We start from the raw sequence: 12738 nt of genomic DNA on the forward strand, positions 1-12738 counted from the left end.
ATCCCTTTTCCATCATACCGAAGGGCCATTCGGCCCGCCATACTGCGATATGATCAGTTTGGCGAGCGCGGGATTCGGTGTTTTGATTTTTACCGGGTATTGCAGCCTTTTCTCATAAATCCACATTTATTTTCCCTCCTCGCTCAGTTCCCAGGGCCATGGCTCCGCGATCCAGGCCCAGCGGTTGGTATTCTGTGAAGTTTCGTTGATCGGTCCGTAAGCGGCCTCGTATTTCGCAACAAGGTCGTCGGTGATTTTTCGGTATTCCTCCATTTTGGCGGCCGCGGTGCAGTCGCCCGGGTGTGTATCAAGGTAGATGTGGAGCTCCCACATTGCGAAGTGATTCGCGTTGATTTTTCTCATCAGTTCTTCTTGTTCGCTCATTTTGCCATCCCTCCGCCTAAAAATGGTTTGTTCAGTTCCGGAAAAATCGTCCCGTAAACAAGCCCGCGCTCCGCGGGATAGGTGGTATCAAAGTGCTGGAACGGGACATAGGCCATTGCTACCGGCGTTTCCGCCGGAAAACTCGTCCGGTTCGGCAGGCAGCCCTGGCCGCCCATATAGTTGCTCTTCACACCGCCTTTGGATTCCGTCTGCACCGGCGACACCGCGGCGTTCATTTTATTCTGCGCGTCGGAGGGTGCGGAAAGCATTGCCTTGTTGCCGGAAGCCGACGGGGATACGGTCTGATTTGTCATGGGGTTTTTGCCGGAATACTCTGAAACAGCACCGTTGCCCGATGTTGCCGTTCCGGTTTTGGGATTCTGTCCGCTGGAATATTCCGAAATGACTCCTCCGCTGCTGCCGTGCGTTTTGACGGTGTTGCTTTTTGCGGCCGATTCCGGCGAAACCGAGGGGGAGGATTTCGCATTTTGTGCGCTGTTATATTCAGCCATCATATTATTTGAAGGATTTCCATAGTCAAGCATGATGTTTCTCCTTTCGCGAAACTGGATGTTTCTCATCTCATATTATGCAATAGATGAAAGACGGTGTTATTGCTTTTATCATTTTATCGGATTTATTGACATATTAGAAAAATGTAATTTGACGCTTTTTGGCGTTTTCATTTGTATTTTCAGTTTCGCCACCGGATTTTTCGGCGCAAAACCGCGGCCGGTCCGGGTTTGCCCGTGCCGGCCGCGGGCCCCGCGGAGGGATTAATGCGGATTTTACTTGTATAATCGGGCGGGATGTTATAAAATATATAAGTTATAGTTAAAAAAGACATTGAATTCTGGAGTTGAAGTATGGCGGAAGAAAAGAGAAAATTCGGTAAAAATCTTTTTGTAATCATTACGTTGATTCTTTCCGTCGGCATTCTGCTGTATTTTCTGTTCACAACGGGCGGAGGAATTGAAACACTCGCCCGCATTGCGAAAACCCTGCGCCGAACGTGGCTGCTCGCCGCGGTTCTGGCGGCGGTGGCCTGCTGGCTGCTGGAAGGGTTTGAAATTAACCTGCTGTGCCGGCACATGAAACCGAACTGGAAGTTTTCACGCTCCTTTTCCGCGGGGATGATCGGCTTTTTGTACAGCGCCGTTACCCCGTTTGCCACCGGCGGACAGCCGATGCAGATGTACACGCTCAGCAACATGGGCATGGATACCGGTATGGCCGGCTCCGTCGTCGCGGTGAAAACCCTGGTCTATCAGGTCGTGATGGTTCTGTACGCGCTCCTGATGGTGGCCACAAAGCTCCATTATTTTCAGACAAGCGTGACCAATTTCGCGTTTTTAACCATAGTCGGCCTGTTCACCAACTGTATTTTTATCGCGTTGGTCGTGCTGTTTATGCTCAGTGAAAAAACAACGGACCGAATCCTCCGGTCCACGCTTCTCTTGCTCCACCGGTTCAAACTGTGCCGGCATCCGAAAGCGCGTTATGAAAAAATTCACAGCCAGCTGCAGGTTTTCCACGACGCCTCTAAAATGATGGGAAATTCCGCGCCGCTTTATTTGAGCGTCATGGCTTCCGCGGCGGTTCAGATTACTCTCAACAGCCTGATCCCGTTTTTTATCTACCGCAGCTTTAATATGCGCGGGGCTTCGGTTACCGCCATGATCGCGGCGCAGGTTTTTGTGGCGATGGTTTCGGCGTTTGTGCCGCTGCCCGGCAGCTCCGGCGGGGCGGAAAGCAGCTTCTATCTGTTTTTCGGGCTGTATTTCAAATCGGCGATTTTTCCGGCGATTTTGCTCTGGCGATTGATCACCTATTACGCCAATATCGTGTTCGGCGGGATTTTCGCTTATATCGGCAGTAAGATGAATATGGAAAGGGATTCCCAATAGCATCTTTTTATTGACAAATAAAACGCGGGATGCTATACTGCGACTGTACTAATAAACATAATACGGTAAATACAGTGAGGTGAACAGGATGTTCGTGCTGGATTACAAAAGCAGGCTGCCGATTTACGAACAGCTTTACCGGTCGATGACCCGCATGGCGGCGATGGGCGCGATGGAACCGGGAGAAGCCCTGCCGAGCGTCCGCGCTCTTGCACAGGAACTCGGAGTAAATCCGAATACGGTGCAGAAAGCGTACCAGATGCTGGAGCGGGACGGGATCATTTTTTTCGGTGCAGGGAAAGGGTTCTTTCCTGGCGGGGGATGAATCCGCCGTTGACCGCAGAAAAAGCCTCGCGCTGGAAAAAGTGCGGGACGCGGCGGCGGAAGCGGTTTTCTGCGGCGTGACAAAGGAAGAAATTCTGGCGCAGATATCCGGTGTGTTCGACGGGAGGGCGGATCAACATGATTGAGGTTCAAAATCTGACGAAAAAATTCGGCGCCAAGGCTGCGCTGGACAATGTGAATTTTACGATCGGCGGGGGGTCCGTCTTCGGGCTGGTCGGTTCCAACGGAGCGGGAAAATCAACATTTCTCCGCACCTGCGCCGGCATCTATTTTCCGGACGGCGGGAATGTTCTGGTGGACGGAAAAGCTCCGTTTGAAAATGCGGAAGTAAAATCAAAAATATGTTTTATTCCGGACTACCCGTATTTTCTGCCACAGGCGACGCTGTCCGATATGGCGAAATTTTACTCGGGGATATACCCCAAATGGGACGCCGCGAGGTTTGAAGACCTGTGCAAGCTGTTTCCGGTTGGGAAAAAAGAACGGATTACAAACTTTTCCAAGGGGATGCAGCGCCAGGCCGCGCTGATCTGCGCGTTTGCCGCCCGCCCGGAGTACCTTCTCATGGACGAAATCTTCGACGGGCTTGACCCGGTCATGCGCCAGCTGCTCAAGAAACTGATCTGCGAGGAGGTTTCGGAGCATAACCTGACCGTCATCATCGCGTCGCATAACCTGCGGGAGCTGGAAGATTTGTGCGACCACGTCGGGCTGTTTCACAAGGGCGGGATTCTTTTTGAAAAAGACATTGACGCGCTGCGGCTCGGCGTGTGCAAGGTTCAGGCGGCTTTCCGCCCGATGCCGGAAAGAAGCGCGTTTGAACCGATGGAGATTCTCGAGTGGGAAACGCGCGGTTCTCTTTTAAACCTTGTGGTCCGCGGCGGCCGGGACGAAGTTCTGGAAAAGCTTAATTCCTTGAACCCCATCTTCGCGGAAGCGCTTCCGCTGACGCTTGAAGAAGTATTTATCAGTGAAATGGAGGTGGCGGGCTATGACATCAACAACATCCTGTCTTAACCGTTTCTCTCAATTCCGGCGGACCTATTTCTGGTCGCTGAGAAAGAACATCGGTATGGCGGTGCTGCTCGCGCTGCTGCTGTTTCTGGCAAATCCGCTGATTTTGCTGATTTCCCTGCCGGGTGAGGCGGCCGCCATCGCGCGGAACACGGACCTGACCCAGGCGGAAAGGACGGAGAGCCTTTCCAGAAGCTACACCAATATGGTCGGCGGCTTGCTGCCGGCGTTCGCGGTTGCGATCGTCCTGCTGTTCTGCGCGATTTTGTGCGTTCTGCTGTTCGGCTATCTGCAGAAGAAGCGGAGCGTGGATCTGTATCACGCCATGCCGGTCGGCCGCGAGGCCCTTCTGCTCGGGCGCTGGTGCGCGGGAATCACCGTATTGTTTGTGCCGGTGCTGCTGGACTTTATTTCCATGCGGATGATCGGCGCGGCCTACGGCGTTTCGGTGACGGACGGGGCGAAGTCGCCGCTTATCTCAATGCTTTGGGTCCTGCTGATGGGCGCGGCGGCATTTACCTTCTGCCTCTTCATGATGGTCTGCGCCGGAACCACGCTGGATGCGGTGCTTTCGGCGCTTGGGGTCAACGTCGGCTATCCGCTCCTGATTCTGTGCGTCTATACCGTCGCGGGGATGCTCCTGCCGGGATTCAGCGCGAATATTGCGGATCATTTGACGGTTGCCACCGCCTTTGCTCCGTTCGCAGCGGCGTTTGTCGCGGTTTTGCGGATCGGCTCCGCCTGGTTTTTGCTTTGGTGGGTTGCGTTGACGGCCGTGCTGCTGGCGGGTTCCGTCCTGCTGTATCGCAGGCGCAGGAGCGAATCGGCGGAAGACAATTTCGCCTTTCCTCTTCCGAAGCTTCTGGTCCGCTTCCTTTTGACAGCGGTCGGCGGGCTGGGGTTCGGGCTGGTTCTGAACGGCGCTTCGGATACCGCGTTCTTCATCGGCGTGCTTTGCGGGTCTCTCGCAACGCATGTGATCGTTGAGGTCATCTACTCCCGCGGGTTTCATCAGATGAAAAAGAGTTTCGCGTGGTACGGCGTTTTCGCCGTTGTGTTCGTCGCCTTTTTCGGCGCGCTCTGCACCGGGCTGTTCGGTTACGACACGCGGGTTCCGGACGCTTCGCAGGTGGAAAGCGTCTCCATCGACGCGGACAGCTACTGGAGCGGCTCCGGCAGTCAGACGGTTTACGACGAGAGCTTCGGAAACCGGATCTTGGCTCTGTCCCCGACCATCCGTCAGGAAGAAAACATCAAGGCGGTCGTCGGGATTCAGCAGGAGCTGATCAAGAAATACCGCGCCCGGTATCCCTACTGCTTAAAAACCAATCAGGGCAACGGGCTGACCCTTTCCTACCGGATGAAAGACGGGAGCGTCTTCAAAAGAACATACAGAAGCTATACCGACCAGATGAATCTGGAATCAATGCTGAAACCGGCCTATGACAAGCTGAACGGCATGAAGGAATTCGTGGAAAGCGAAGACCTTGTTTTCTACCTGTCGCCGGAGAATTTCAAGAGCATTGAAATCTATAACGGCAAGGCGAGCAGCAAGACCTTTGTTCCTGACGCGCAGCAGGCGGCGCAGTTCCAGAACGCTTTGGAACAGGATTTCCTCGACGGGAAGGTCAACCGCAGATATGAGATGACGCAGGAGCCGGAAAAGTACCTGGATATCAGCCTTGACTACCAAGAAAAGATCGAGCCAGGAGAGAAAATGAGAACCCTGCTCGGCGGGTACAAGGGGAAAATCAACCTGAACGGCGGCAATTACAGTTTTACGGATGAAAGCGCGGCGACGTGGAAGCTTCTGAAGCAGTGGGGCTGGGTTGAATGATAGGAGTATAAGGTTGTATTGCATCATATAAAAACAGGAAGGGCCGCGGGCATTTGCCCGCGGCCCTTCCGCATGCCCGGAGGTCCGGTTTCATAGATGGAGCGCGTATTGAACCCCAAGCGAGGTCAGAGACAGGACGACCCAGCAGATAAAACCGAGCAGAATCGGTTTCGCGCCGCTTTTCACCAGTTTGATCAGATTGGTGTTCAGGCCGATGGCCGCCATTGCCATCACAATCATGAATTTGCCGGCCTGGGACAGAAATCCGCAAAGAGCTGCCGGAAGGGGAAGAAACGTGTAGGCAACGGACGCGGCGACGAACCCAAGCACGAACCAGGGGAATATTTTTTTAAAATCATAGCTGCCTTTGCCGGAAGCCGCGTTTTTACGGGAGGTGTAAAAGGCCAGCACCAGTGTGACCGGAACAATCATCAGCGTTCGGGTCAGCTTTACGATCACGGCGAGATTGCCCGCGGCGTTGCTGTAAGTATAGCCCGCCGCCACCACGGATGAGGTGTCGTTGACGGCGGTGCCCGCCCAAAGGCCGAAGCTGTGGTCGCTCATGCCCATCAGATGGCCCAGGAACGGAAACAGGAAGGCCGCGATCACGTTGAACAGAAAGATGGTGGAAATCGAATGCGCGACGTCTTCATCGTCGGCTTTGATGACCGGCGCGGTCGCGGCGATGGCGGAGCCGCCGCAAATGGCCGAGCCGACGCCGATCAGCGTTTTTGTATTCGAATCCAGCCCCAATGCCCTGCCGGCAAAATAGGCGGTCACGAACGCGGCGGTCAGCGTGAACGCCATTAAAATCAGCGTCTGGCCGCCGACTTCAAAAACATGGAACAGGTTCATTTCAAATCCGAGCAGAATGATGGAATACTGAAGCAGTTTTTTCGACGTATACCGGATTCCGTCGTCGAACAGCGCGGGCCTTTTCAAAAAGGCGAGCAGCATGCCGAACAGGATTCCCAGGACGGGGCTGCCGACGACGGGGAACGCGCTCCCCAGCAGCCAGGCGGGAACCGCAATCAGGGCTGTCATGGCAATCCCCGGTATTTTTGAGGTGATTTGTTTCAAATGATCTTCTCCTTTCTTTTTTTCATCATACTCCTTGACTTATAATAAGTAAAATATTATTATCTTATTATATCGATAAGTAAAAAGGATGGGATCGTTTGACACTTCGGCATTTTAAAATCTTTGTCGCCGTCTGCGACCGGCTGAATATGACCGCGGCGGCGAAATCGCTGTTTATGTCGCAGTCCGCCGTCAGTCAGGCGATCGCAGAACTGGAAAAATATTACGGAGTCCGGCTGTTTGAACGGCTGACGAAAAAGCTGTACCTGACTTCGGCGGGGGAAAATCTGCTTGGGTATGCGCGCCACATGGTGCGGATGAACGAAGAAATTGAAAACAGCATGAAAACGCTCGCCGGCAGCGGCAGCGTGCGCGTCGGGGCGAGCGTTACGGTCGGGGCAAGCGTTCTGCCGCACCTGATCCTCCGGTACCGGCAGGCAAACCCGGCGGTTGAGGTGGAAGTGTTTGAGGACAACACGGCTCGGATTGAAAAAAGGATTCTGAGGGACACGACGGACATCGGCCTGGTCGAGGGGGAGACCGCGTCGCAGGATCTGATCACTCTGCCGTTTCTCACGGATGAACTGGTGCTGGTCTGCGGCAGGGAGCACCGATTTGCGGCACTTCGCTCCGTTGCGCCGGACGAGTTGGAGCGCGAACCCTTTATTATCCGGGAGGAGGGCAGCGGAACCCGAAAGACGTTTGAGGACGGGATGAAGGCGAAGGGCCTTTCTTTCCATGCCGGCTGGGTCTGCAATAATGCGGATACGATCAAAGCGGCCGTCGCGGAGGGGCTGGGGGTTACCGTGATTTCACGCCGCGCGGTCGAATCCGAGGTGAACCGCGGGCTTCTCTGCATCAGGGAGATCGAGGGGATCCGTTTTTTCAGGCAGTTTCGGATGATTGTGCATAAAAACAAATATCTGACCGCGGCGATGAGAAGGTTTATGGACCTGTGCCTGAATCAGGATGGCCTGCGGGAAAGTCCGGATGAGGCCGGCATCAAAAAACGCCCGGTGCAAAACACCGGGCGAACGAAAGATTAAGATTTAATTTGCGCCGCAACCTCGTCGGCGTATTGCCTCATAGCGGCCAGATCGTCGTCGGTCGGCATGAAGTTTACCCTCATCCCGTCGCCGACAAAGCGGAATTTCAGGTGTTCCAACCGGCTCTTCACCATCGGAACAGCTTCTCCGCTCCAGCCGAAGGAGCCGAATGCGCCCGCCGGTTTTGCGCGGGTATTGATCGGGTCGACGCTTGCCAAAACGTCCCATACAATCTTCGGGGCGTCCCGGTTAATCGTGCAGGAACCAACCAGAAGGGCGTCCGCCCGGTTGACCAGTTCCGCGGCCTTTTCAAACGGTTCAAAAACAATATTGATCAGTCTAACGTCAAGGGCATCGTTTTTGCCGAGCTCTTCCGCAGCGGCGCGAGCCAGTTTTTCGGTGTATCCGTATGAGGATGCGTAAAGGATGCCGAAAGTCTTTTTCGTCCGGAGCGCCGGGGTACTCCAGCTCCGATAAAGCTCTTTGCATTTCCGAATATTATCAGTCAGGCAAGGCCCGTGGCTTGTGCAGATAACCTCAGCGGGGAGTTCTTCGATTTTGTCCAGTCCGGACAGAACATACGGGCCGAACGGCGCCATAATGCACCGGTAGTAATTTTCAAATTCATCCCAGTACTTTTCCGGATAGTGAACCGAAGTGTCTTTCATGGTCGGCTCACAGTAATGGCATCCCAAAAAGTCGCAGGTGAACAGGATTTTTTCAGAAGGCATCCAGGTAAACATGGTGTCCGGCCAGTGCAGCAGCGGGGCGACGATAAATTCAAGCTCACGCCCGCCGAGGTCCAGCCTGTCCCCCTGTTTGACAACGACGCTTTGAAACTCACGGTTCATAATCGCGCGAAGATTTTTTTTCGCAGCAAAGGTGGAATAAATCACAAGATTTGGGTTCAATTCCAACAGCTTCGCGATGGACCCCGAATGGTCAGGTTCCGTGTGGTTGACGATCAGGCAGTCGATTTTGGAAATGTCCACAATGCTCCGGATGTTCTCGAGGTATTCGTCAAAAAAGGATTCGAGAACCGTGTCGACCAGAACATTTTTTTCGCCTGTAATCAGGTAGGCATTGTAGCTTGTCCCGTATTCCGCATGCATGATAATGTCAAAAACACGCATACCGGGATTCAAAACGCCGACGGAGTAGACATGGTCCGCTAATTTTTTCATGCTCATGGAAAACTTCTTTCTTAATCTTCGGGTGAGAACATGTCTTTGCCCACGCCGCATTCCGGGCAGGTCCAGTCGTCCGGAAGGTCTTCAAACGCGGTGCCGGGTTTCGCTCCGTGCTCAGGGTCGCCCTTTGCGGGGTCGTAAACATAACCGCATGCACTGCAAACATATTTTTTCATTTTTCCCACTCCTTATCAGATGTTTTCCATTAGTATAGTGGAGCAAAATAGTTTTGTCAATCAGAGCGGCTGTCGTACTTCAGGTCATCGATGATTTCACAAAGGTTCTCCGGAAACACTTTACAGCGGCAGAACTGGCTGGCAAGGTCCAGAACCCTTAAGAGATTTCTTGAAACATACTGGTCTGTGTAATCATTGTCTGAACGAAGAATTTTAATTCCATACCCTTTTCTGCGATTCCCAAATACATAGTATTTCAGGCAGACCCCCGGGATATCTGCGCAACCAATAAATCTGAACATTAACCACCATCCTCTCTGTGAATTTTAATCACATTTTACCTGATTACGGTAATATCATAATTCACAAAAAGGAATTTTTCAAGCGAAAAAGCGCGGATTTTGGTGCTAATCTGACAATAACGCAAGATGTCGCGAAGATTATTCAGAAGCAAAATAGATATTGTATGTAGGAATTAGAATTATTTTTCTACAATTTGTATAAGTATATTACAACAAACGCACATAATACGCCAAGTAATGATCCGAGGATTGTGTCGGACGGATAATGCACAAACAGAAAGACTCTCGAAAAAGCAATTAATAAGGCGAGTATCAGCGCGGCTGTGCCGAACCGGCTGTTAAAAAGCAGAATCACCGTCGCGGCCGCGAAGGATGACGCCGAGTGCCCGGATGGGCAGGAATAGCCGCCCGGGGTGTGAATCAGAAGGGATACGCCCGGATTGGCCATAAACGGCCTGGGGCGCCCGATAATCGGTTTTAAAATCTGGCTGATAATATGCGCGAGCGCCAGTGAAAAAAATAGCATGAACGCGAAAGTGCGGGTATGCCTGTTGTAGCCGAGGAAAACTGCGGCGGTCAGCCAAACCGCACCCGCATTGCCGATTCTGGAAAGAAGCGGGAAAATAAAATCGGTAAATCGGTTATGGCAGTGCGTTTGAACATAACTGATGATCCTGACATCCATTCCTGTTCCTCCGGTCAGAGTTGTTTCCCGATTATTATACCATATTTTTAATGCCTTGCGAATATACTTATATTAAAAAACAGGAGATGATACGGATTGGAATGGCAGAGCCTGACAAAAGAAGACTGTGCAAAAAAGCTCAGAACCAGCCTGCGCGACGGGCTGACGCCGCAGCAGGCAGCCGAACGGCTGCGAAAATACGGCGGCAACGAACTGGCCCGTCCTAAGAAAAAAAGCCTGATTCTTCGTTTTGCGGCTCAGCTGTCGGACTTTATGGTCATTGTCCTGCTGATTGCGGCAGGCATTTCCTTTCTCACATCCTATCTTCAGCAGGACAGCGACTATATCGATTCCATTATTATTCTGGTCATCGTCGCGGTTGACGCGGTAACGGGACTGATTCAGGAAAGCCGCGCGGAACGGGCGATCGAGGCGCTGCAGAGGCTTTCCAGCCCCAGGGCGCGCGTCGTCCGTTCGGGCAAGGAACTGGAAATACCGGCGGAAAAGCTGGTTCCCGGCGACTTGGTCGCGGTGGAAACAGGCGATCTGGTGCCGGCGGACCTTCGATTGACCGAAGCGATCGATCTAAAAGCGGAGGAAAGCGCGCTGACCGGGGAGAGTCTTCCCGGGGCCAAGGACGCCGACTCCGTATATCCGGCCGGAACGCCGCTGGGCGACCGGCATAATTTTTTGTATTCCACCAGCTCGGTCGCGGCGGGCCGCGGGCGGGGAATTGTGGTGGCGACCGGCATGCACACGCAGGTTGGAAGAATTGCTCACATGATCGGCAGCCAGTCGGCGCCGCAGACGCCCCTTCAGCGAAAGCTCGCGCAGACGGGGCGCATGCTGGGGGCGGGGGCGCTCGTCATTTGCTTGCTGATTTTTATCATGGGGCTGATCCAGAGAATCGACCCGCTGGATATGTTCCTGATTGCCATCAGTCTGGCCGTCGCCGCGATTCCGGAGGGGCTGCCCGCGGTCGTTACCGTCACGCTGGCCGTCGGGGTGCGGCGCATGGCGGCAAAACGGGCGATTGTACGCAGAATGCCGGCGGTGGAAACGCTCGGAAGCGCCAGCGTGATCTGTTCCGATAAAACGGGAACGCTGACGCAGAACCGGATGACGGTTGTGGAGCTGCAGGACGCGGCGGGAAAAATCGAGGCGGGTTCCGCGGCGGGCAGAAGACTTCTGGAGGCGGCCGCGCTTTGCACAAACTGCGCGGAAAACGGCGGGCGGCTCTGCGGCGATCCCACCGAAACCGCGTTGGTCCGCGCGGCGGCGGCCGACAAGGGCCGGCTGGAAAGACAATTTCCGCGAATCGGCGAGTTTCCGTTTTCAAGCGAGCGCAAAAGAATGACCACCGTGCACCGGCTGCCGGGCGGGCGCTTTCGAATCATCACAAAGGGTGCGCCGGATATCCTGCTTCAATACTGCGCCTCCGGGGGGGCCAAGGAGCGAATCGCGCACAGAAACGAGGAAATGGCTTCGCGGGCGCTGCGGGTGCTCGGCGTGGCGTACCGTGACGCCGACCGTCCCCCGAGAAGCGCCGAGGAGGCCGAACGGGGCCTTGTTTTCCTGGGGCTGGTGGGAATGATCGATCCGCCCCGCCCGGAGGCCGAGAGAGCCGTCAGGATGTGCAGGCAGGCGGGAATCCGTCCGGTCATGATTACCGGAGACCACGCAGCGACGGCGGCGGCGATCGCCGTGAGGCTGGGGATTGCGGAAAGCGCCGCAAACGTGGCGACCGGGCCGGAGCTGGACCGCATGACGGATGAGGAGCTGCGCCGCTGCATCAGCCGGTATTCCGTGTTCGCCCGCGTTTCACCGGAGCATAAGGTCCGTATCGTGAGGGCGTTCCAGTCGCGGGGAGAAGTCGTTGCGATGACCGGGGACGGCGTAAACGACGCGCCGGCCCTGCGGGCGGCGGACATCGGCTGCGCGATGGGGGTTTCCGGCACCGACGTCGCCAAGGCCGCCTCCGATATGATTCTGACGGACGACAACTTCGCCACCATTGTTTCCGCGGTCCGCGAGGGCCGCGGAATTTACCAGAATATCCGCAAGACGGTGCATTTCCTGATCAGCTGCAATATCGGCGAGCTGCTGACGGTTTTCGTCGGCTTTCTGCTCAGGCTGCCAAGCCCTCTGCTCGCCATTCAGCTGCTGTGGGTGAATCTGGTCACCGATTCGCTGCCGGCGCTGGCACTCGGCATGGAACCGATTGCCGGCGACGTGATGAACCAAAAACCCGTGCGGCGCGGGGAAAACATCTTTTCCGGAGGAATGGGATACAACATTATGGTGGAAGGATGCCTGATCGGGTCGCTTTCGCTGTTGGCTTACAGTATTGGAAGAGCGTTTTTCGATGTGGACCCGGCGTCCCCGTTTATTGGGCGGACCATGGCGTTTGCCGTATTGAGCCTTTCGCAGGTTGTACACACCTTTAATATGCGCTCCGACAGCTCCGCGTTCCGGGCGGGACTGTTTGCCAACCCTCAGTTGGTCCTGGCGGCCGTCGCCTGCGTGATTCTTCAGGCCTCCGTCATTGTTATTCCGCCGCTCGCGGCCGTTTTTAAGACCGCCGTCCTGACGGGCAGACAGTGGCTGGTCGTGGCGGCCCTGTCGCTTACGCCGCTTTTTGTGGTGGAGGCGGAGAAGGCCGCGCGGCATGTTAAGCCCGCGCGTACGCCCGCCGTGCGGCGCCTCGAAAAAGGCAGGGCCCCGTCGGACGGGGCGGAGGGTAGAAGAAAAGGGCCCGCCGGTTGATTCCGG

At 54.9% G+C, this 12738-nt stretch carries 14 protein-coding genes and 1 pseudogene; 7 read left to right on the top strand and 8 right to left on the bottom strand.

The window, feature by feature from the left end; translation table 11 throughout:
* Window positions 1-24 precede the first annotated feature (24 nt).
* From HCR03_RS15355 to HCR03_RS19860, 3 genes and pseudogenes are all read right to left on the bottom strand, one after another.
* A pseudogene (locus HCR03_RS15355) lies at window positions 25-126 on the bottom strand (manganese catalase family protein); the annotation flags it as partial.
* Window positions 127-384: a spore coat protein CotJB gene (locus HCR03_RS15360; RefSeq protein ID WP_187035241.1), complete on the bottom strand. Its 258-nt coding sequence runs from the start codon at window positions 382-384 to the stop codon at window positions 127-129.
* Window positions 381-929: a spore coat associated protein CotJA gene (locus HCR03_RS19860; RefSeq protein WP_228724984.1), complete on the bottom strand. Its 549-nt coding sequence runs from the start codon at window positions 927-929 to the stop codon at window positions 381-383. The genes HCR03_RS15360 and HCR03_RS19860 overlap by 4 nt, the downstream gene beginning before the upstream one ends.
* Before the next feature lie 321 nt (window positions 930-1250).
* Here HCR03_RS19860 and HCR03_RS15370 point away from each other — a divergent pair, with 321 nt between their 5' ends.
* The 5 genes from HCR03_RS15370 to HCR03_RS15385 all read left to right on the top strand — a co-directional run bounded on the left by HCR03_RS15370 (window position 1251) and on the right by HCR03_RS15385 (window position 5487).
* Window positions 1251-2291 carry a lysylphosphatidylglycerol synthase transmembrane domain-containing protein gene (locus tag HCR03_RS15370; protein ID WP_066645383.1) on the top strand — a complete coding sequence of 347 codons (1041 nt, stop codon included), beginning with the start codon at window positions 1251-1253 and terminating at the stop codon, window positions 2289-2291.
* Window positions 2292-2379: 88 nt separating this feature from the next.
* Window positions 2380-2616, top strand: a complete 237-nt coding sequence (locus HCR03_RS19865) for a GntR family transcriptional regulator (protein WP_228724985.1) — start codon at window positions 2380-2382, stop codon at window positions 2614-2616.
* Entirely contained in the window at window positions 2582-2761 is a 180-nt protein-coding gene (locus tag HCR03_RS19870; protein ID WP_228724986.1) for a hypothetical protein, read from the top strand. Before HCR03_RS19865 ends, HCR03_RS19870 begins: the two co-directional genes overlap by 35 nt.
* Entirely contained in the window at window positions 2754-3653 is a 900-nt protein-coding gene (locus HCR03_RS15380; RefSeq protein WP_066645386.1) for an ABC transporter ATP-binding protein, read from the top strand. Before HCR03_RS19870 ends, HCR03_RS15380 begins: the two co-directional genes overlap by 8 nt.
* Window positions 3628-5487: an ABC transporter permease gene (locus HCR03_RS15385; RefSeq protein ID WP_187035243.1), complete on the top strand. Its 1860-nt coding sequence runs from the start codon at window positions 3628-3630 to the stop codon at window positions 5485-5487. Before HCR03_RS15380 ends, HCR03_RS15385 begins: the two co-directional genes overlap by 26 nt.
* Before the next feature lie 90 nt (window positions 5488-5577).
* Here HCR03_RS15385 and HCR03_RS15390 read toward each other — a convergent pair whose 3' ends face one another.
* Window positions 5578-6531 carry a YeiH family protein gene (locus HCR03_RS15390; RefSeq protein ID WP_407926874.1) on the bottom strand — a complete coding sequence of 318 codons (954 nt, stop codon included), beginning with the start codon at window positions 6529-6531 and terminating at the stop codon, window positions 5578-5580.
* Between the two features lie 134 nt (window positions 6532-6665).
* On the opposite strand from HCR03_RS15390, the gene HCR03_RS15395 reads away from it, so the two are divergent.
* Complete coding sequence (locus tag HCR03_RS15395) at window positions 6666-7613, top strand: LysR family transcriptional regulator (RefSeq protein WP_187035247.1); 948 nt, start codon at window positions 6666-6668, stop codon at window positions 7611-7613.
* Here the strand turns inward: HCR03_RS15395 and HCR03_RS15400 are convergent.
* The 4 genes from HCR03_RS15400 to HCR03_RS15415 form a co-directional block, all read right to left on the bottom strand.
* A complete protein-coding gene (locus tag HCR03_RS15400; protein WP_228724987.1) occupies window positions 7610-8797 on the bottom strand; it encodes an FprA family A-type flavoprotein in 1188 nt (395 codons plus the stop codon). The two genes, HCR03_RS15395 and HCR03_RS15400, sit on opposite strands and share 4 nt — an antisense overlap.
* Before the next feature lie 20 nt (window positions 8798-8817).
* Window positions 8818-8979: a rubredoxin gene (rd, locus tag HCR03_RS15405; protein WP_066645396.1), complete on the bottom strand. Its 162-nt coding sequence runs from the start codon at window positions 8977-8979 to the stop codon at window positions 8818-8820.
* A gap of 56 nt (window positions 8980-9035) precedes the next feature.
* Window positions 9036-9281 (bottom strand): DUF6514 family protein, encoded by a 246-nt coding sequence (locus tag HCR03_RS15410; protein WP_066645398.1) that lies wholly within the window; start codon window positions 9279-9281, stop codon window positions 9036-9038.
* A 187-nt stretch (window positions 9282-9468) separates the two neighbouring features.
* Window positions 9469-9966, bottom strand: a complete 498-nt coding sequence (locus HCR03_RS15415; RefSeq protein ID WP_066645399.1) for a phosphatase PAP2 family protein — start codon at window positions 9964-9966, stop codon at window positions 9469-9471.
* 96 nt (window positions 9967-10062) lie between these two features.
* Between HCR03_RS15415 and HCR03_RS15420 the strand changes: the two genes are divergently transcribed.
* Window positions 10063-12732, top strand: a complete 2670-nt coding sequence (locus HCR03_RS15420) for a calcium-translocating P-type ATPase, PMCA-type (protein ID WP_228724988.1) — start codon at window positions 10063-10065, stop codon at window positions 12730-12732.
* Window positions 12733-12738: the final 6 nt, after the last annotated feature.

Origin of the sequence: Caproicibacter fermentans (assembly GCF_014303955.1) — a bacterium.
Taxonomy (GTDB): Bacteria; Bacillota; Clostridia; order Oscillospirales; family Acutalibacteraceae; genus Caproicibacter; species Caproicibacter fermentans.

What these genes read in the sequence shown, in the direction of transcription:
- HCR03_RS15390 (WP_407926874.1), bottom strand. Translation starts at nt 6,531, where the DNA reads ATGACAGCCCTGATTGCGGTTCCCGCCTGGCTGCTGGGGAGCGCGTTC.
- HCR03_RS15410 (WP_066645398.1), bottom strand. Translation starts at nt 9,281, where the DNA reads ATGTTCAGATTTATTGGTTGCGCAGATATCCCGGGGGTCTGCCTGAAA.
- HCR03_RS15385 (WP_187035243.1), top strand. Translation starts at nt 3,628, where the DNA reads ATGACATCAACAACATCCTGTCTTAACCGTTTCTCTCAATTCCGGCGG.
- HCR03_RS19865 (WP_228724985.1), top strand. Translation starts at nt 2,380, where the DNA reads ATGTTCGTGCTGGATTACAAAAGCAGGCTGCCGATTTACGAACAGCTT.
- rd (WP_066645396.1), bottom strand. Translation starts at nt 8,979, where the DNA reads ATGAAAAAATATGTTTGCAGTGCATGCGGTTATGTTTACGACCCCGCA.
- HCR03_RS15400 (WP_228724987.1), bottom strand. Translation starts at nt 8,797, where the DNA reads ATGAAAAAATTAGCGGACCATGTCTACTCCGTCGGCGTTTTGAATCCC.
- HCR03_RS15360 (WP_187035241.1), bottom strand. Translation starts at nt 384, where the DNA reads ATGAGCGAACAAGAAGAACTGATGAGAAAAATCAACGCGAATCACTTC.
- HCR03_RS19860 (WP_228724984.1), bottom strand. Translation starts at nt 929, where the DNA reads ATGCTTGACTATGGAAATCCTTCAAATAATATGATGGCTGAATATAAC.
- HCR03_RS15380 (WP_066645386.1), top strand. Translation starts at nt 2,754, where the DNA reads ATGATTGAGGTTCAAAATCTGACGAAAAAATTCGGCGCCAAGGCTGCG.
- HCR03_RS15370 (WP_066645383.1), top strand. Translation starts at nt 1,251, where the DNA reads ATGGCGGAAGAAAAGAGAAAATTCGGTAAAAATCTTTTTGTAATCATT.
- HCR03_RS15415 (WP_066645399.1), bottom strand. Translation starts at nt 9,966, where the DNA reads ATGGATGTCAGGATCATCAGTTATGTTCAAACGCACTGCCATAACCGA.